General features: G+C 60.6%; 18 protein-coding genes and 1 tRNA gene. 10 read left to right on the top strand and 9 right to left on the bottom strand.

The window, feature by feature from the left end; all coding sequences use genetic code 11:
• Window positions 1-18: 18 nt before the first annotated feature.
• Entirely contained in the window at window positions 19-1419 is a 1401-nt protein-coding gene (locus ABTV87_RS01670) for a Vps62-related protein (RefSeq protein WP_433898901.1), read from the top strand.
• Here the strand turns inward: ABTV87_RS01670 and ABTV87_RS01665 are convergent.
• The 7 genes from ABTV87_RS01665 to ABTV87_RS01635 all read right to left on the bottom strand — a co-directional run bounded on the left by ABTV87_RS01665 (window position 1400) and on the right by ABTV87_RS01635 (window position 7219).
• Complete coding sequence (locus ABTV87_RS01665) at window positions 1400-2155, bottom strand: substrate-binding periplasmic protein (protein WP_007952542.1); 756 nt, start codon at window positions 2153-2155, stop codon at window positions 1400-1402. The two genes, ABTV87_RS01670 and ABTV87_RS01665, sit on opposite strands and share 20 nt — an antisense overlap.
• Before the next feature lie 76 nt (window positions 2156-2231).
• Window positions 2232-3002 (bottom strand): imidazole glycerol phosphate synthase subunit HisF, encoded by a 771-nt coding sequence (hisF, locus tag ABTV87_RS01660; RefSeq protein WP_007909211.1) that lies wholly within the window; start codon window positions 3000-3002, stop codon window positions 2232-2234.
• A 9-nt stretch (window positions 3003-3011) separates the two neighbouring features.
• Window positions 3012-3749, bottom strand: a complete 738-nt coding sequence (gene hisA, locus ABTV87_RS01655) for a 1-(5-phosphoribosyl)-5-[(5-phosphoribosylamino)methylideneamino]imidazole-4-carboxamide isomerase (RefSeq protein ID WP_003220753.1) — start codon at window positions 3747-3749, stop codon at window positions 3012-3014.
• A 42-nt stretch (window positions 3750-3791) separates the two neighbouring features.
• Window positions 3792-4052 (bottom strand): DUF2164 domain-containing protein, encoded by a 261-nt coding sequence (locus ABTV87_RS01650; RefSeq protein ID WP_011332018.1) that lies wholly within the window; start codon window positions 4050-4052, stop codon window positions 3792-3794.
• Window positions 4053-4691, bottom strand: coding sequence for an imidazole glycerol phosphate synthase subunit HisH (hisH, locus tag ABTV87_RS01645; protein WP_007952546.1), 639 nt, complete (start codon window positions 4689-4691; stop codon window positions 4053-4055).
• Complete coding sequence (gene hisB, locus ABTV87_RS01640; RefSeq protein ID WP_007952547.1) at window positions 4691-5284, bottom strand: imidazoleglycerol-phosphate dehydratase HisB; 594 nt, start codon at window positions 5282-5284, stop codon at window positions 4691-4693. The genes hisH and hisB overlap by 1 nt, the downstream gene beginning before the upstream one ends.
• A 270-nt stretch (window positions 5285-5554) precedes the next feature.
• Window positions 5555-7219 carry an OFA family MFS transporter gene (locus ABTV87_RS01635; RefSeq protein ID WP_007952548.1) on the bottom strand — a complete coding sequence of 555 codons (1665 nt, stop codon included), beginning with the start codon at window positions 7217-7219 and terminating at the stop codon, window positions 5555-5557.
• 355 nt (window positions 7220-7574) lie between these two features.
• On the opposite strand from ABTV87_RS01635, the gene ABTV87_RS01630 reads away from it, so the two are divergent.
• The 5 genes from ABTV87_RS01630 to ABTV87_RS01610 all read left to right on the top strand — a co-directional run bounded on the left by ABTV87_RS01630 (window position 7575) and on the right by ABTV87_RS01610 (window position 11779).
• A complete protein-coding gene (locus ABTV87_RS01630; protein WP_433898900.1) occupies window positions 7575-9800 on the top strand; it encodes an AsmA family protein in 2226 nt (741 codons plus the stop codon).
• The gene (gene mutY / locus ABTV87_RS01625) at window positions 9797-10864 is read left to right on the top strand and encodes an A/G-specific adenine glycosylase (protein ID WP_433898899.1); all 1068 of its coding nucleotides are present in this window, start codon (window positions 9797-9799) and stop codon (window positions 10862-10864) included. Before ABTV87_RS01630 ends, mutY begins: the two co-directional genes overlap by 4 nt.
• On the top strand, window positions 10861-11133 hold the full coding sequence (locus ABTV87_RS01620) for an oxidative damage protection protein (protein ID WP_007952551.1): 273 nt from the start codon (window positions 10861-10863) through the stop codon (window positions 11131-11133). The genes mutY and ABTV87_RS01620 overlap by 4 nt, the downstream gene beginning before the upstream one ends.
• A 104-nt stretch (window positions 11134-11237) precedes the next feature.
• Window positions 11238-11313 (top strand) — tRNA-Phe (locus ABTV87_RS01615).
• A gap of 136 nt (window positions 11314-11449) precedes the next feature.
• Window positions 11450-11779 (top strand): hypothetical protein, encoded by a 330-nt coding sequence (locus tag ABTV87_RS01610; RefSeq protein ID WP_221533625.1) that lies wholly within the window; start codon window positions 11450-11452, stop codon window positions 11777-11779.
• Window positions 11780-11784: 5 nt separating this feature from the next.
• Here the strand turns inward: ABTV87_RS01610 and ABTV87_RS01605 are convergent, their stop codons facing one another.
• Complete coding sequence (locus tag ABTV87_RS01605) at window positions 11785-12234, bottom strand: carboxypeptidase regulatory-like domain-containing protein (protein ID WP_221533624.1); 450 nt, start codon at window positions 12232-12234, stop codon at window positions 11785-11787.
• Between the two features lie 260 nt (window positions 12235-12494).
• Here ABTV87_RS01605 and ABTV87_RS01600 point away from each other — a divergent pair, with 260 nt between their 5' ends.
• From ABTV87_RS01600 to ABTV87_RS01585, 4 genes are all read left to right on the top strand, one after another.
• Window positions 12495-13553, top strand: coding sequence for a PDDEXK nuclease domain-containing protein (locus tag ABTV87_RS01600; RefSeq protein ID WP_433898898.1), 1059 nt, complete (start codon window positions 12495-12497; stop codon window positions 13551-13553).
• Window positions 13554-13622: 69 nt separating this feature from the next.
• Window positions 13623-14594 carry an alpha/beta hydrolase family protein gene (locus ABTV87_RS01595; protein WP_258712752.1) on the top strand — a complete coding sequence of 324 codons (972 nt, stop codon included), beginning with the start codon at window positions 13623-13625 and terminating at the stop codon, window positions 14592-14594.
• Window positions 14595-14614: 20 nt separating this feature from the next.
• Window positions 14615-15028 carry a hypothetical protein gene (locus ABTV87_RS01590; protein WP_007952560.1) on the top strand — a complete coding sequence of 138 codons (414 nt, stop codon included), beginning with the start codon at window positions 14615-14617 and terminating at the stop codon, window positions 15026-15028.
• A 6-nt stretch (window positions 15029-15034) separates the two neighbouring features.
• Complete coding sequence (locus ABTV87_RS01585; RefSeq protein ID WP_085608645.1) at window positions 15035-15487, top strand: hypothetical protein; 453 nt, start codon at window positions 15035-15037, stop codon at window positions 15485-15487.
• A 70-nt stretch (window positions 15488-15557) separates the two neighbouring features.
• Here the strand turns inward: ABTV87_RS01585 and gabP are convergent, their stop codons facing one another.
• Window positions 15558-16949, bottom strand: a complete 1392-nt coding sequence (gene gabP / locus ABTV87_RS01580; RefSeq protein WP_007952562.1) for a GABA permease — start codon at window positions 16947-16949, stop codon at window positions 15558-15560.
• Between the last annotated feature and the right edge of the window lie 462 nt (window positions 16950-17411).

Below are 17411 nucleotides of genomic sequence, written 5' to 3'. Positions count from 1 at the left end.
CTCTATTCAGGATCAATCATGGACACCCAAACCCATCTCATATCACCGACTCGGCAAATGGAGCCCATAGCGGTTGAAAACCTGCTGATCAATTTCACCACCGAATTTCACAGGATCTGGGACAACACAGGCTCAAAGTCAAAACCCGGCAGCTTTTGGCGCCCCACTCCGGCTCCCGACCTGCTGCCCGGCTATTTCCCCTTGGGCGACCTCGTTATCTCCGGACGGGACAACATCAACGAAAAACGGGTAATGGCCGTTGTCCGTGAAGGAGACTTGCAAAATGCCGAGGCCGGCAAAGGCCCGGCACTGAGCAGGCCCAATGACTATCAATGGGTCTGGAGCGATACCGGCTCGCGGGCCAACGGTGACTGTTCTATCTGGCGGCCGATCCCACCCGAGGGTTATGTGGCACTCGGGCTGGTATGTTCCAACGACAGCAGCAAACCGTCCTTCAACGCCGTTCGCTGTGTACGCGCCGACCTGGTGGTAGCCTCAAGTGCCAGCACCCTGATCTGGAGCGACAAGGGCAGCGGAGCCGACCGCGACTTCAGCACCTGGACCGTCTCCCCCCCGAGCGCCCCCGCCGGGGAGATCTACTTTGCCCCCGGCACCTTTATCGGCGCTAACGGCTACAGCAAACCTGCAGCTCCCATCACCGCATACGCCTTGCGGATGCCGATTCCGCTTCAGGTCCAGACTCCACCGGCGGCACCCGTACTGACCGGGCACGATGCCTCCGCCGCCCTGACGCCATCCCGGATCACACAGGTTGTCAGATTGCCGTGGTTCGCCGTCAGCGACCCGCTGATGCCAAGCCTCGTACAGCTGAAGACTTCACCGTTTTACCGCCTGGAAAGAACTGATCACTACTTGCTCGTCGGCGAAGGCCGGAACAGCTCTGACATGCATCGCCCTTTCAGGTGGAGAGCCAGCCGAGCCCAGTCATTCGAGATGGTGCGCACGTTCACCCGCAATACGGGTCTCGACATCGGCAACCAATGGCCTTCGGCAATGTCTGCGCCTCAGTCGGCCATCACCTGCTCAGCCAGGCTGGGCGACAGCTTCTGCAACACCGGATCGGCACCCTATGAATGGGTGAATTCCTCGGAGGCAGAAGTTATTGCGCTGGTTGGAAAAAACCGGTTCGCCGCGGTGTATCTGATGCAAAGCGACTACCGATTACTGCGCGAAGATGGCTCACAAGTGGAGGGCCACCTCAGCTTTACCGATATGGATAGCCTGCATCTGGCGGATTACCCCGCCGAGCTGGAGCCGGCAAAGGACACGAAGAAGGAACTCGAGAAACAGACAGCCGTTGCGCCCGAACAGGAACCTGAAAAGCTGCCGGCTGCGGAGCCCAAGGCGGATCCGCAACCAACGACAGGATCAGCGATAGTTACAGATACCGCCCCATGATCTCGTCCACCACACCGTCCTTGCGCATCTGATCGAGCGCCGCCTGAAGCTTGGCAACGGCTTCGTCCGGCACGTCCTTGTTCAGTGCCAGATACAGTTCTGCACTATTGAAGCGCAGGACGGTTTTCAGCCCGGTCACGCCATCCTGCCGCGCCAGATAACGGCCGGCAGGATCGCCGGTGGCCCACAGATCGATCTGTCCGCTGACGAGTTTTTTGGCGTTGTCCTGATCGCGCAGCACCACCACCGGCTTCAGACCCTGCTTGGTCAACGTCTCGGCAATCGCATCGCCCTTGTAGGCGCCGATCTTGTACTTGCGCGCGTCATTGAGGGTTTCGAGAGTGATCTTGCTGTCGGCCTTGGCCAGCATGACCCAGTCGTCCGGGCCGATCGGGCCGACCCACTTGAAGAGCTTTTCGCGATCCGGCAGGCGTGCCATGACGAACGCACCGTAACCGGGATTCTCCAGCGCCAGCTTGTAGACCCGCTCCCATGGGAAACGCAGGGTCAGGCTGTAAGTGATGCCGGCACGCTTGAACATCTCGCGCACGATGTCCGTGGCGATGCCGTTGATGTTTTCATCCTGGGCGAAATTCTTGCCGTTCTTCGCCATGTTGTACGGCGGGAAGTTTTCGGTGAGGAGCACCAGATCGGTGTCGGGACTTTCTTCGGCGTGGCCGGTGTTGATCAACAACACGGAGGCACTGGCGAGGGCGAGAAGCAGGCGTTTGATCATGTCGGGCTACCGAAATCCATGGCGTGCCCAAGAGTGCCTTGGGTACGCCATGCTGTCCACTGGCCTGTATGGATGTTTAACGCATTACGATGCCGCGTTTGGCCATGTAGGCCTTGGCTTCCTGAACGGTGTATTCGCCGAAGTGGAAAATACTCGCCGCCAGCACCGCGCTGGCGTGACCTTCAAGGATGCCGTCAGCCAGATGCTGCAGGTTGCCGACGCCGCCGGAGGCGATCACCGGAATGCCCAGCGCATCGCTGATGGCGCGGGTCACGCCGAGGTCGAAACCGTTTTTCATGCCGTCCTGATCCATGCTGGTCAGGAGGATTTCACCGGCACCCAGGCCTTCCATTTTCTTCGCCCACTCGACCGCGTCGAGGCCGGTCGGCTTGCGACCGCCGTGGGTGAAGATTTCCCAGCGCGGGGTTTCGCCCGGGCCGGAGACCTTCTTCGCGTCGATGGCGACGACGATGCATTGCGAGCCGAAATGCTGCGCCGCTTCGCCGACGAATTCCGGGTTGAACACGGCAGCGGTGTTGATCGACACCTTGTCCGCACCGGCATTGAGCAGGTTGCGGATGTCCTGCACGGTACGCACGCCACCGCCGACGGTCAGCGGGATGAACACCTGGCTGGCCATGCGCTCGACGGTGTGCAGCGTGGTGTCACGGCCATCGACGCTGGCGGTGATGTCGAGAAAGGTAATCTCGTCGGCACCCTGTTCGTCGTAGCGACGGGCGATTTCCACCGGGTCACCGGCGTCACGGATGTTCTCGAACTTCACACCTTTGACGACCCGGCCGTTGTCCACGTCCAGGCAAGGGATGATGCGTTTGGCCAGCGCCATGGTCAGTCCTCAGCCTTGGTACGAGTCGCAGAAAGCTTGCGCTTCGGCGACGTCGAGAGTGCCTTCGTAGATCGCCCGGCCGGTGATGGCGCCGATGATGCCCGGCGCCTTGGCGTCGAGCAGCGACTTGATGTCACCCAGGTTGTGAATGCCGCCGGAAGCGATCACCGGGATCTTGGTGGCAGCAGCGAGCGCAGCGGTGAACGGAACGTTGCAGCCCTGCATCATGCCGTCTTTGGCGATGTCGGTATAAACGATCGAGGAAACGCCGTCGGCTTCAAATTGCTTGGCCAGGTCGATGACCTGCACGGTGCTGATTTCAGCCCAGCCATCGGTGGCGACGAAACCGTCTTTGGCATCCAGACCGACGATGATCTTGCCCGGGAACGCGCGGCAGGCTTCAGCGACGAACGCCGGATCCTTCACCGCTTTGGTGCCGATGATCACGTAGCTGACGCCAGCCTTGACGTAGTGCTCGATGGTTTCCAGCGAACGGATGCCGCCGCCGATCTGGATCGGCAGGGTCGGGTAGCGCTTGGCAATCGCGGTCACCACTTCGCCGTTGACCGGCTGGCCTTCGAAAGCGCCGTTCAGGTCGACCAGATGCAGACGGCGGCAACCGCCCTCCACCCACTTGGCAGCCATGCTCACCGGGTCATCGGAGAACACTGTGGAATCTTCCATGCGGCCCTGGCGCAGACGTACGCAGGCACCGTCTTTAAGATCGATAGCGGGAATAATCAGCATCTGGCAAACCTTCAAATTTGAATGTTCAGCTTGGCTCGGAAATCAGTTTTTCTCGAGCGCCCACAGGTCGCTTTCGATGCTTTCAAACCGCTCCTTGAGGTGGGTCTGCACATCGAAAATCGCCCTGTTGTAATAGTGCGGAGCAATTTCGCGGGTAAACAGCTCAAGAATTTCCGCCGCCTCGAACGAACCCAGGTCCAGTTCGAAACGATCCTCCATGAACCGCTGAATCTTGCGGTTGGCCTCGCTCTCCTGCTCGGGAGTGAGGGTCAGGATCGGCGGCTTGGATTTCTTGACGGCCATTTACCAGCGACCGTCCCACGCAGCGAAGTTCTGCAGCAATTGCAGGCCATGGGTATGGCTCTTCTCCGGGTGAAACTGCACGGCGAAACGCGAACCTTCGGCCAGCGCCGCGGCGAAATCGACGCCGTAATGACCGCTGCCAACCACCTGCCGCGGGTTGCCGGCGGCGATGTAGTAGCTGTGCACGAAGTAGAAACGCGCCAGGTCCGGAATGTTGTGCCACAGCGGGTGATCCACCGCCTGCTTCACTTCGTTCCAGCCCATGTGCGGGACTTTCAGGTGCTCGCCGTCTTCATGCAGGTCTTTGCCGAAGAACTTCACCGCGCCCGGGAACAGGCCGATGCAGTCAACGCCGTCGTTCTCTTCGCTGCTGTCGAGCAAGGCTTGCATGCCGACGCAGATGCCGAGGAACGGACGATCCTGGCTGACTTCACGCACCAGCGAATCGAAACCGAGGCGACGGATCTCCGCCATGCAATCGCGAATCGCGCCGACGCCGGGGAAAACCACGCGGTCAGCTTCGCGAATCACTGCCGCATCGCTGGTGATCAGCACCTTGCCGGCACCGACGTGCTCGAGGGCCTTGGCCACCGAGTGCAGGTTGCCCATGCCGTAATCGATAACTGCAACCGTCTGCATTACAGGACGCCCTTGGTCGAAGGCATCTGGCCGGCCATGCGGTCATCCAGCTCGACGGCCATGCGCAGCGCGCGGCCGAATGCCTTGAACACGGTTTCGATCTGGTGGTGGGTGTTGGTGCCGCGCAGGTTGTCGATGTGCAGGCTGACCAGCGCGTGGTTGACGAAGCCCTGGAAGAATTCCTGGAACAGGTCGACGTCGAAGCCGCCAACGGTGGCGCGGGTGTACGGCACGTGCATCTGCAGGCCCGGACGGCCGGAGAAGTCGATCACCACGCGCGACAGCGCTTCATCGAGCGGCACGTAGGCGTGGCCGTAGCGACGGATGCCTTTCTTGTCGCCAATGGCTTGCGCGAAGGCCTGGCCGAGGGTGATACCGACGTCTTCCACCGTATGGTGGTCGTCGATATGCAGATCGCCCTTGCATTCGATATCCAGGTCGATCAACCCGTGACGGGCGATCTGATCCAGCATGTGCTCAAGAAAAGGAACACCGATATTGAATCGGGCCTTTCCGGTGCCATCAAGGTTGATCGAGGCTTTGATCTGGGTTTCCAGAGTGTCGCGCTCGACAGACGCCTTACGTTCGGCCATCACCAGCTCCGCAAAATCATTGGGCGAAAAAGGCAGCCATTATAGGGGCGCGGGGCCGAAACAGAAACACGAGAGGTGATATGACAGACGGATAGAAGCCCCGACTGTCGCGGGTAGACATGTCCATACAAGCCATTACAGGCACCCGGAAACAAATGTGGGAGCGGGCTTGCTCGCGAAAGCAGTGGGTCAATCAACAGTGATGTCGACTGACCGGACGCCTTCGCGGGCAAGCCCGCTCCCACAGGGGTTCTGCGTTTTAACGGTTACTTAGTGGAACAGAACCGCCGTCTTCTGCAGGGTCACCCACACACCCCACGCCAACGGAATCCCCACCACCAGCCACGCAGCGATCGCCAATGGCTTGCTGCCCGGCGCGGCTTTCCACTCCAGCACGGTGCTGGCGTCAGCACCCTTGTCGTGGCCCAGCGCCTGTTCGGCGGCCAGTTCGGCGTCGGTCATGAAGTACTTGTCGGCCACCGGGCGCACCAGCAGGTTGCACAGGAAGCCCAGCACCAGCAGGCCGGCGAGGATGTACAGGGTGATGTCGTAAGCGGCGGCGCGTTCAACACCGATGCTCAGCTGATACTCACGCAGATAGTTCACCAGCACCGGACCCAGCACGCCAGCAGCAGCCCAGGCAGTCAGCAGACGACCGTGGATCGCGCCCACCATCTGCGTACCGAACAGGTCGGCCAGATACGCTGGAACGGTCGCAAAACCACCGCCGTACATCGACAGGATGATGCAGAACGCCGCCACGAACAGCGCAACGTTGCCCAGGTGACCGAGGTTCGGGATCAGTGCGTACAGCGCAAAACCCAGTGCGAAGAACACGAAGTAAGTGTTCTTGCGGCCCAGGTAGTCCGAGAATGACGCCCAGAAGAAACGACCGCCGATGTTGAACAGGCTCAGCAGACCGGTGAAACCGGCTGCAATGGCAGCGATGGAAGCCAGTTGGCCGGCGTCCAGCTGACCGAACGGCAGATCGTTGCCCAGCAGCTTGCCGCCGAACACTTCCTGCAACAGTGGCGAAGCCATGCCGAGGATGCCGATACCGGCAGACACGTTCAGGCACAGCACCAGCCACACCAGACGGAATTGCGGGGTTTTCCACGCCACATTCACGTGAACGTGACGGTGGGTGATCATCGCGTTCGACGCTTTCTTAGCCGGAGCGGTCCAGCCTTCAGGCTTCCAGCCGGTTGGCGGCACGCGGTAGGCCAAGGCGCCACCGATCATGAACACGAAGTAGATCGCGGCCATGGCCACGAAGCTCTGCCACACGCCCACGCCAGCCGGCGAAGCGAAATGGCTCATCAGAGCGGTTGCCAGCGGCGCACCGACCATCGCGCCACCGCCGAAGCCCATGATCGCCATGCCGGTCGCCATGCCGCGCTTGTCCGGGAACCACTTGATCAGGGTCGAAACCGGCGAGATGTAGCCCAGGCCCAGACCGATACCGCCGATCACGCCGGAGCCGATCCACATCAGCCAGATCTGGTGGGTATAGATACCCAGTGCGGAAATCAGCAGACCGCCGCACCAGCACAGTGCCGATACAACGCCGGCCTTGCGTGGCCCGGCGTGTTCGAGCCAGCCACCCCAGATCGCTGCCGAGCAGCCGAGGAAGATGAAGAACAGGGTGTAGATCCAGCCGAGCATGGAGATCGGCCAGTCGCATTGCGACGAGAAGACTTGTGCGATGAAGCTCATGTCCGGTGCGCAAGCCACCGGAGCGGTCACGCCCAGCGCCTTGGACAGCGGCAACCAGAACACCGAGAAGCCGTAGGCCATGCCGATGCACAGGTGAATGGCCAGAGCGGCCGGCGGGACCAGCCAACGGTTGAAACCGGGCTTGGCGATGATGCGTTCCTTGGACAGGAATCCGGGCTGATCGGCTTTGAGGCCGTCCGCCGTAATGGTCGTGCTCATTGTGTATCCCCCAATTATTAGTATGGTTCGCCAGCCACTGCTCACCCCCGGCCTTTATGCACGCAGGCATGACCGTTTTTTGCGGGTGAAGCTCCTTGAAAGCGCGACGTTAAGTCGCAGATGGGCGGACGAACGGGCGAAGGTTACCATTTGCACGTGACAGAAAAACCAAACTGATATCACCTTTTTTGAGTCATCTGATCTCCTGATGCCGGGGAACCCCGATGCCGATCGTTGTCGAAGCGCTGTACATCACGGTTCAGCAGGCTGCACGGGACACCGCAACAGCGCGGGTTGATGCAGCGCTATACTCCCCGGCTAAATTACGAATTCGACTACTTACAAGGACTCGCCCATGAAAGCGTTCGGCAAAATCCTGGGTCTGGTACTTCTCGGGCTGTTGCTGATCATTGTGGCGGCGGGCTTCGCCCTGACCCACCTGTTTGATCCCAACGACTACAAAGACGAGATCCGCCAGATAGCCCGCGACAAGGCCCACATCGAGCTGACGCTCAATGGCGATATCGGCTGGAGCCTGTTCCCGTGGCTCGGCCTGGAACTGCACGAGGCCAGCGTCGCGACCCTGGCCAAGCCTGCCGAACCGTTCGCCGACCTGCAGATGCTCGGCCTGTCCGTACGCGTGCTGCCGCTGCTGCGCCGCGAAGTGCAGATGAGCGACGTGCGCGTCGAAGGCCTGAACCTGCGCCTGAACCGTGACAAGAACGGGCATGGCAACTGGGAAGACATCGGCAAGGTGCCGCCCAAGGCCGGTAGCAATCCGGCGCCGACCACCACAGCCGAAACCGCCCCCGAGGCCCCTGCGCAACCGGAAAAACCGGCCCAGCCGATCCGCCTCGACATTGACAGCCTGACCGTCAACAACGCCCGCGTGGAATACAACGACGAGCTGACCGGCAAGCAATTCAGCGCCGAAAGCATTCAGTTGAGCACCGGCGCGGTTCACGATTCGACCAACATTCCGGTCAAGGCCACCGCGTTCCTCGGCACCAACCAGCCAGTGCTGCGGGTGCGCACCGAGCTCAACGGCGAGCTGCGCTTCGAACGCGCCCTGCAACGCTACAAGTTCGAAGACCTGAAGCTTTCCGGCGAAGTCGCCGGTGATCCGCTACAGGGCAAGACCGTGACCTTCGCCGCCCAAGGCCAACTGTTGCTGGACAAGGCCGCCAACGTCGCCGAATGGACCGGCATCAAGCTCTCGGTCAATCAGTTGCGCGCCTTGGGCGAGTTGAAGGCCAACGACCTGGACAAGACGCCACAGATCACCGGCGGGATTTCCATCGCCCAGTTCGACCTGGCGAAATTCGTCGACAGCATCGGTCAGACCTTGCCGGCCATGGCCGAAGGCAGCCTGAGCAAGGTTGAACTGGTTAGCCGTGTCGCCGCGACGCCAACCAGCGTGGCGCTGGACAACATCAACCTGAAACTCGACGACAGCAGCTTCAGCGGCCGCATCGCCGTCGAAGATTTCGCCAAGCAATCGCTGCGGGCAGTCCTTAAGGCCGACACCTTCAACGTCGACCGCTACCTGCCGCCGAAATCGGAAAAAGCCAACAACGCCACGCAGGTCCGTCAGGCCGAAGTCGCCAGCACCGAAGCCGATGCCATGGCCGGTGCCGGCAGCACACCGCTGCCGGAAAAACCGAGCAAAAGCGCCTGGAGCACCGAGCGCCTGTTCCCTGTCGAGCGCCTGAGCAAGCTCGACGTGAACGCCGACCTGACCTTCGGCCAGTTGACCCTCGACAAGCTGCCAATCCAGAACGCCGCACTGAAAGCCACCGGCCAGGGCGGCCTGCTGACCCTGGAGAACCTGCGAGGCGAGCTGTACAACGGCGACTTCGAAGCCAAGGGCACGCTGGACGTGCGCCAGACCGCGCCGATACTGAACCTGCAGACCCGGATCAACCGGGTGCCGGTGGAGAAAATCCTCGAAAGCCAGGGCAAGAATCCGCCGGTCAAGGGTCTGGTCAATCTCACCAGCACCGTCACCGGCAGCGGCAACAGCCAGCAGGCGCTGATCGAAACCCTCAATGGCAACGCCAGTTTCGTGATCAACAACGGCGTGCTGCTCAACGCCAACCTTGAACAGCAACTGTGCAAAGGCATCGCCACCCTCAATCGCAAATCCCTGAGTGGCGAGCCGCGCGGCAAGGACACGCCGTTCCAGGAACTCAAGGGCAACCTGACCTTCCGCAACGGCGTGGCCAGCAACCCGGACCTGAAAGTGCGCATCCCCGGCATGAGCGTCAACGGTGACGGCGATATCGACCTCAAGGTGCTGGGCATGGACTATCGCGTCGGCATCATCGTCGAAGGCGACACCAGCGCTATGCCGGACCCGGCCTGCCAGGTAGGTGACAAATTCGTCGGCATCGAATGGCCGCTGCGCTGCCGTGGCCCGTTGGAACTGGGCGCCAAGGCCTGCCGCGTGGACAACGAACGCATGGGCCAGGTCGCGACCAAACTGGCCGGCGACAAGATCAGCGAAAAAATCGACGAGAAACTGGGTGACAAAGTCAGCCCGGAACTGAAAAACGCATTGAAGGGGCTGTTCAAGCGATGAGAGCGGAGCAGTTTTCCACGGCGGTGCTGGAATGGTTCGACCGCCACGGCCGCCATGATTTGCCCTGGCAACAGAACATCAACCCGTATCGGGTGTGGGTGTCCGAGATCATGTTGCAGCAGACTCAGGTCAGCACCGTGCTCAATTACTTCGACCGGTTCATGGCCGCGCTGCCGACGGTCCAGGCCCTGGCCGAAGCGCCGGAGGACGAAGTGCTGCACCTGTGGACGGGGCTGGGTTACTACACCCGCGCGCGCAATCTGCAGAAGACCGCGAAGATTGTCGTCAGCCAGTACGGCGGCGAGTTTCCCCGGGATGTCGAGAAGCTCACGGATTTGCCGGGCATCGGCCTGTCGACTGCGGGCGCGATCGCCAGCATCAGCATGGGCCTGCGCGCGCCGATTCTCGACGGCAACGTCAAACGGGTGCTGGCGCGCTTTACCGCGCAGGAGGGCTACCCCGGCGAACCGAAGGTCGCCAAACAGCTGTGGGCCAACGCCGAGCGCTTTACGCCGCAGGATCGGGTCAACGCCTACACCCAGGCGATGATGGATCTAGGCGCCACACTCTGCACCCGCAGCAAGCCGAGCTGCCTGCTGTGTCCGCTGGAAAAGGGCTGCGAAGCGCACATGCTCGGCCTGGAGACGCGTTACCCGATCCCCAAGCCGCGTAAAGCCATCCCGCAGAAACGCACATTGATGCCACTGCTGGCCAACGAGGACGGCGCGATTTTGCTCTATCGCCGCCCGTCCAGCGGATTGTGGGGCGGTTTGTGGAGCCTGCCGGAACTCGATGGCCTCGACGACCTGCAACACCTCGCTGCGCAGCACTCGCTGGAACTGGGCGAGCAGCAGGCGCTGCCGAGCCTTGTCCACACCTTCAGCCACTTCCAGCTGTCCATCGAACCCTGGCTGGTTCAGGTACAGGAAGCCGGCGGTCACGTGGCCGAGGCCGACTGGCTCTGGTATAACCTCGCCACCCCGCCGCGCCTGGGCCTCGCCGCCCCGGTCAAGACCTTGCTCGAACGCGCGGCCGCCGTCTTGAATGCAGGAGAGTCGACATGACCCGCACCGTAATGTGCCGCAAGTACAAAGAACAACTCGAAGGCCTGGAGCGCCCACCGTACCCGGGCGCCAAGGGCCAGGACATCTTCGAACACGTCTCTGCCAAGGCCTGGGCCGACTGGCAGAAACACCAGACCCTGCTGATCAACGAAAAACGCCTGAACATGATGAACGCCGAAGACCGCAAATTTCTTCAGGGCGAAATGGACAAGTACTTCTCCGGCGAGGAATACGCTCAAGCGGAAGGCTACGTTCCGCCTGCAGAGTAAACCCCGCAAAATCGGGGGTCGGATCGTAAGCGACGGAATTAATTTAAGAAATTTTAAAAAAGTCGTTGACGTAAATCCGAAAAACCCTTTTAATGCGCCCCGTTGCCCAGATAGCTCAGTCGGTAGAGCAGGGGATTGAAAATCCCCGTGTCGGCGGTTCGATTCCGTCTCTGGGCACCAAATACCGAAAACCCTGAATCGCAAGATTCAGGGTTTTTTTATGCCTGCGATTTGATGACGGCCCGATCCCGCCCTTCTTGCAGGCCGGAATTCGCGATACGTTGCCCAACCCTTACGGAAGAGGGTCATCCCCGCGATGAACCAGAGAAGAACCCGCGTCCCCCTGCCCCATCCCGCGCAACCCGTAAAACGCACCGACTGGCTGATGATCGCGCTCGGCCTGGTGCTGATCCTGTGTATCGGCCTGATTGCCTACGAAACCGTGGACGGTCTGATTCAGGGGCGCATCAGCAACATGGCACGCGGCAAACGCTTCGCCGTGTATTCGCTGACCACACAACCCGCCAGCTTCTGGTTTGCCGTCGCCACGCATTGCCTCCTCGCCCTCTTCCTGTCGGGCGCCGCGTGGTTATTGATCTGGCTGGGCCGCACGGCAACGGTCGCGCCTTCCCGGCGCGACCGGTAACGCCACTAGCTGTTGTCATTCCAGTGAAACACCAGATTGCGCGCAGCACCGCCGCCAATTTCCGCCGCATCCCGGCGCGTTTCACCATTGCGGGTCGCGACGACCGTGTATTTGCCGGGCGGTAACTGTACGTAGACCAATGGACCGGTCTGATTCAGCGTCAGCACGGTCTGGCCCGGAGCTTTCTGAATCATCACGTCGACATCGGCGGTGTACTGGTTTTGCATGCCGACGGCGAACGTCATGTGCAGGTTGTAGCCCGCGGATTGCTGAATGGCTTTCGACTCATCTTCACCAATCCCGCCGGCCAGATAGCGAACACCGTTTTGCTCTTGCTGCTGAACCTGCACAGCAGAACTGTCGACCGGCTCCAGACTCGCAGCCTGCGCCATGATCGGAAACAGCAGCACCGCCGCAGCGGCAACGGACAGCACGAAGGAAAGAACGCGTTTCATGAGGACGACTCCCGGGCTCTCGCGGAACCCAATCGTTACCTCTGTTTAGATTTTGTCTTGCGGGGTGGGTTTTAGAACGATTGGGAGTTGCGGTTGATACGAAAAGGACTACACGCCGTACTCCTCGTTCGCGGACTTCGTCAGCCTGATCTCGCAAAACCCGCCCACTCTTCCTTCAGTGGCATCAGAGGCGGCCGGCATCCCCAGACCAAGGCAATTGGCATGCTCTTGCTTCTGTTCCCCCTGAGCCGGAAGACCTGATGAGCCAACTAAAACCTGCTGACACGCAAGATCCAAAAATTGATTCGCTACTGGGCGACCTGGGCGAACTGATACGCGAGGCGCGGCAGAAAGTGCTGCGAACGGTCGACACGATTCAGGTCCAGACCTGCTGGCAGATCGGGCGACACATTGTCGAGTTCGAGCAACAGGGTGCCCGGCGCGCGGGGTATGGAAAACAGCTCCTGGCTACGTTGGCAAAGGAACTGACTGCGGACTTTGGGAAAGGCTTCGACGTTACTAATCTTCGAAAAATGCGGCAGTTTTATCAGCTCTTTCCAATTCGAGACGCACTGCGTCTCGAATTGAGCTGGACCCATTACCGCAGGATATTGCAGGTCGAAAGCGAACCCGCCCGGCAGTGGTACATGAACGAAGCCGCTGCACAAAACTGGTCAAGCCGCGCCCTTGATCGCCAGATCAACACGCTCTACTACGAACGCCTGTTGCTGAGCCGAGACAAAACCGACGTCTATGCAGAGGCCGCGACCAACATTGCCGCGATGAAAAGCAATCCCCGGGAATTCATCCGCGACCCCGTCCTGCTGGAATTTCTCGGCCTGCCATCACCGGGCAAGCTTCAGGAGTCCGAACTGGAACAGGCCCTGATGGATCAGCTCCAGGGATTTCTCCTTGAGCTGGGCAAAGGCTTCGCTTTTGTCGGTCGCCAGCAACGCATCAGCGCTGGCGACGATGATTTTTACATTGACCTGGTGTTCTACAACTACCTGCTCAAATGCTTCGTCATCCTCGATCTGAAGCGCGGCAAACTCAGCGCCCGCGACGTGGGCCAGATGGACATGTACATCCGCATGTACGACGACCTGAAACGCAGCGAGGGCGACGGGCCAACGGTGGGGATCATTCTCTGCGCACAGCAAAATGAATCGGTTGCGCGCTACACGATCCTCAAGGGCAATGAACAACTGTTCGCCAGCAGCTACAAACTGGTGCTGCCGAGTGAAGAGGAGTTACGAGCGGAGTTGAACCGTGAACACACTCGACTGGAAGAACGCTTGAGCGATCAGACGGCTGATTGACCGTCGACGGATTGTTCACCGAGCTGGCTGGGACTATCGTTGGCAGCTACTCCGCGAAGGTCGAGAGCCATGGGTTTTCAAGAGACGCACGCACTGGAAGATGCCCGGAGCGAAACCACGCTCGAAAGCGATGTTCAGGACGCACCCTTTCAGGAACCCGCCGCCGATGGCTATCTGCTCGGCGGCTTCACCTGGCGCCACGCTTCGCCCGACCCACAACGCCCAGTGGTGATCATCAACGCCGCCACATCCGTGCGTTGCCGCCACTACTCACGCTTCGCGGCGTACCTGTTCGCCAACGGCTTTGACGTGATCATTTACGACTACCGGGGCATTGGCGAGTCGCGACCAAAGTCGATGAAGCGTTTGCAGGCTTCGTGGACGGATTGGGGCGCGCTGGATTTCGAGGCGATGCTCAAGTGCGCGCAGCGGGAATTTCCCGGGCAGCCGATCGATGTGGTCGGGCACAGCTTCGGCGGCTGCGCAGCAGGCCTGGGGGCCTCTGGAAAGATAATCCGACGACTGGTGACGGTCGGCGCGCAGTTCGCTTACTGGCGCGATTACGCGCCCGAGCACCGCTGGCGAATGTTCGGCAAATGGCATCTGCTGATGCCGTTGGTCACGCTGCTCTGTGGCTACTTTCCGGGCAAGCGACTTGGCTGGCTGGAAGACACGCCCGCCGGCGTGGTGCGCGACTGGAGCACGCCTGCCGCGCGTTATGAGCGGCGCCCGAGCGGCAGAGCGATGGCGGACTTGCCCTTCGCCAACGTCCGGGCCAAAGCCCTGGCAATCAGCATCAGCGACGATCCCTACGGCACGATTCCCGCCATCGAACGCCTGCTCGCTTACTTCCACAACGCGCAAAAGACCCACCTGCGAATCGAGCCGCAGGACATCGGTGAGCAGCAAGTCGGACATTTCGCCTTTTTTCGCAGCGCATACCAAGCCACACTATGGCCCATCGCTCTGACCTGGCTGCAGACCGGCGAACTGGCCTCCGACACACCGGGGCGCAAAATCCCACGCAGCCAAGCCCTTTAACGCACCACGGAACACACACCATGGCTTCCGCCAACAAGCAGCAAAAACGCGCCGCCCGGGCCAAGACCAAGGCCAAGCAGAACCGCACCAAACGTGCGGAAGCGCCAGTCGAGCTGGACCCGAACGACGACCGCATCGACTTCGAGTCGGTGGACCTGACCGAACTGTTCAAGAAAATGATCGACGCCGAGAAGATCAGCCAGCAGGCCCTGTGCACCGCGTTCCTCGAAGACCCACTGCTGGAGCTGGTGTACGAGCAGGAAGGCGAAGAAGGCGCGATGGATTTCATCCTCGCCGCGCTGATCGAGTACCGCCAATGGTCCACCGAGACCGACGAGGCTGGCGCTCTGGCGTGGATCGAATCGCCGGATTTCCAGAAAGACTATGTGGCCGCGTCCGACGCAATCGCCGCACAAACCCAACAGAAAAACTGAGTTCCCATGGCATCCCTGAACAAGCAACAGAAACGCGCCAAACGCGCCAAGGCCAAAGCCAAGCAGATCCGCATGGTCGGTCGCAAACCTCTGGCGCAGGACGATGACCTCGGCCACCTCGCCGAGCCGATCCCGGAATACACCCTGGCGATGTTCAGCAAGATGCGCGACGCCGAAGCCGTCAGCCGCAACGAAATGCTGCTGACGCTGCTCCGCGAGCTGGCGTTCATCATCGTCGATCACCCTGAACTGCTGGACATGGAAAACGCCGAGAACGAAGGCATGGCCGCCACTCACCTGGCCGCCGACATGCTGATCGACTACCGCATGTGGGCCGACGGCATGGATCGCGAGACCGCCCAGGCCTGGCTGAGCGAACCGGAGTTCATCAGCGATTTCGGGATTGCGCTGGACACCTACGGTCAGTCGGTGGAAGCGCAGGAAGAGAAGAGCGAATAAACCGCTCGCAGTAACAAAAACGGCCGCTTGTCATCACTGATAGCGGCCGTTTTGCGTTACGCGTTGCGGATCAGTTCAGAACCGCGGCGCCACGTTTTTCCAGATTGCGGCGGCGAGCCACCAGCAGGCCGGCAGCGACCACCAGCAGGCTGAGCAGGCCGGTCGCGAGGATTTCCACGCGGTGGGCGTCCTGGAACAGCATGATGGTCAGGGCCGCGACGATGAATACGATCACCGCGTAGGTCAGGCCCGGGAACAGCCACATGCTGAAGACAATTTTTTCGCCGCGAGCCATGCGTTGTTTACGCATGCGCAGTTGCGAAATCGCGATCACCAGGTACACCAGCAGCGCGATGGCGCCGGAGCTGGCCAGCAGGAATTCGAACACTGCAGCCGGGGCCACGTAGTTGGCGAAGGTGCACAGGAACGCCGCACCGGTGGACAGCATCACCGCCCAGTAAGGGGTGCCGCTCTTGTTGGTGCGGGTCGCCATGGCCGGTGCATCGCCACGCTTGCCGAGGGAGAACAGCATGCGCGAAGAAGTGTACAGCGCCGAGTTCAGGCAGCTGGTCACAGCAACCAGAACCACGATGTCGACGATCATCTTGGCGTTCGGGATGCCCATGCGCTCAAGCACGGTCTGGTAGGAACCGACGCTGGCCAGAACCGGGTCGTTCCATGGCACCAGGGCCACAACGATGAAGATCGAAACGAGGTAGAACAGGCCGATCCGCCAGATCACCGAGTTGGTGGCCTTGGAGATCTGCTTGCCAGGGTTCTTCGATTCCGCGGCCGCGATGGTCACGATCTCGGTACCCATGAAGGAGAACATGGTGGTCAGGATCGCGCCCAGCACCGCGCCCATGCCGTTCGGCAGGAAGCCTTGGGTGTCGAAGATGTGCGACACGCCGCTGACCTGGCTGTTCGGCAGGAAGCCGAAAATGGCTGCGACGCCGAGGATGATGAAACCGATGATCGCCACGACTTTGAGCAGGGCGAACCAGAATTCGAACTCACCGTAGTTTTTCACGCTGAACAGGTTAGTCACCGTCAGCAGCATGGTGATGATCAGCGCGAAGGCCCAGATATCCACACCCGGGAACCACGCGTGCAGGATGGTTGCGGCGGCGTTGGCTTCCAGCGGAATCACCAAGACCCAGAACCACCAGTACAGCCAGCCGATGGTGAAACCGGCCCAGTGACCGATAGCGCGGTCGGCGTAAGTCGAGAACGAGCCAGTGTCAGGTGAGGCAACAGCCATTTCGCCGAGCATGCGCATCACCAGCACAACCAGCGCGCCAGCAGCGGCGTAAGCCAGCAGAACAGCGGGACCTGCGGCGGCGATGGCGTGGCCGGAGCCTACGAACAGACCTGCACCGATCACCCCGGCGATCGACAGCATGGTCACATGACGCGGTTTGAGCCCCTGTTCGAGGCCATTGGAGCTTTGGGTACTGCTCATTGAAACTACCTTTGCGAGGAAAGCGATTCAGTCCGGCCCGTCTGGTTTTCCTTCTCGTAAAAAGAAACCAACGGGGCGTTCCAGATTCTGCACGCAATAATTGCGCCAAAATGTTTCAAACTCTTCTGGCCTGCGGTTTTCAGCGCGACCGGACAGTCATCGCAAGTCCTTGAGAATACTGGCCTTTCGCCAAAGCGTTACCCTGCGACCCACTTTCTAGACGAATCAGCGCACCAGAAACACACTGAAAAAGTACGGGATGCACAATAAAAGGGCGAATGAGGAACGTTCGGCCGGTTAGCGCTTCCAACACCCCGCCAAAGGTGGCAACATCGCGCCTTTTTTTACGCGACACCCACGGGAATCCACGTTCAAACACCCGTTCGGTTGTTGATGGGGCGACAGTCTGCTGCGCCGATGCGACAACCTGCCACACGCCATCCGTTTACCGCTCGTAGCGCT

This window comes from Pseudomonas sp. PSE1(2024) (assembly GCF_050990555.1).
Lineage (GTDB): Bacteria > Pseudomonadota > Gammaproteobacteria > Pseudomonadales > Pseudomonadaceae > Aquipseudomonas > Aquipseudomonas aphyarum.
Note: the sequence above shows the minus strand (reverse complement) of the source record. Positions and strands in the feature narration are given on the sequence as shown.

Coding starts and splice junctions, on each gene's coding strand:
- hisF (WP_007909211.1), bottom strand. CDS start 3,002: ATGGCGCTGGCCAAACGCATCATCCCTTGCCTGGACGTGGACAACGGC.
- mutY (WP_433898899.1), top strand. CDS start 9,797: ATGAGAGCGGAGCAGTTTTCCACGGCGGTGCTGGAATGGTTCGACCGC.
- ABTV87_RS01620 (WP_007952551.1), top strand. CDS start 10,861: ATGACCCGCACCGTAATGTGCCGCAAGTACAAAGAACAACTCGAAGGC.
- ABTV87_RS01600 (WP_433898898.1), top strand. CDS start 12,495: ATGAGCCAACTAAAACCTGCTGACACGCAAGATCCAAAAATTGATTCG.
- ABTV87_RS01630 (WP_433898900.1), top strand. CDS start 7,575: ATGAAAGCGTTCGGCAAAATCCTGGGTCTGGTACTTCTCGGGCTGTTG.
- hisH (WP_007952546.1), bottom strand. CDS start 4,691: ATGCAGACGGTTGCAGTTATCGATTACGGCATGGGCAACCTGCACTCG.
- ABTV87_RS01605 (WP_221533624.1), bottom strand. CDS start 12,234: ATGAAACGCGTTCTTTCCTTCGTGCTGTCCGTTGCCGCTGCGGCGGTG.
- gabP (WP_007952562.1), bottom strand. CDS start 16,949: ATGAGCAGTACCCAAAGCTCCAATGGCCTCGAACAGGGGCTCAAACCG.
- ABTV87_RS01585 (WP_085608645.1), top strand. CDS start 15,035: ATGGCATCCCTGAACAAGCAACAGAAACGCGCCAAACGCGCCAAGGCC.
- ABTV87_RS01665 (WP_007952542.1), bottom strand. CDS start 2,155: ATGATCAAACGCCTGCTTCTCGCCCTCGCCAGTGCCTCCGTGTTGTTG.
- hisA (WP_003220753.1), bottom strand. CDS start 3,749: ATGCTGATTATTCCCGCTATCGATCTTAAAGACGGTGCCTGCGTACGT.
- ABTV87_RS01595 (WP_258712752.1), top strand. CDS start 13,623: ATGGGTTTTCAAGAGACGCACGCACTGGAAGATGCCCGGAGCGAAACC.
- hisB (WP_007952547.1), bottom strand. CDS start 5,284: ATGGCCGAACGTAAGGCGTCTGTCGAGCGCGACACTCTGGAAACCCAG.
- ABTV87_RS01635 (WP_007952548.1), bottom strand. CDS start 7,219: ATGAGCACGACCATTACGGCGGACGGCCTCAAAGCCGATCAGCCCGGA.
- ABTV87_RS01650 (WP_011332018.1), bottom strand. CDS start 4,052: ATGGCCGTCAAGAAATCCAAGCCGCCGATCCTGACCCTCACTCCCGAG.
- ABTV87_RS01670 (WP_433898901.1), top strand. CDS start 19: ATGGACACCCAAACCCATCTCATATCACCGACTCGGCAAATGGAGCCC.
- ABTV87_RS01590 (WP_007952560.1), top strand. CDS start 14,615: ATGGCTTCCGCCAACAAGCAGCAAAAACGCGCCGCCCGGGCCAAGACC.
- ABTV87_RS01610 (WP_221533625.1), top strand. CDS start 11,450: ATGAACCAGAGAAGAACCCGCGTCCCCCTGCCCCATCCCGCGCAACCC.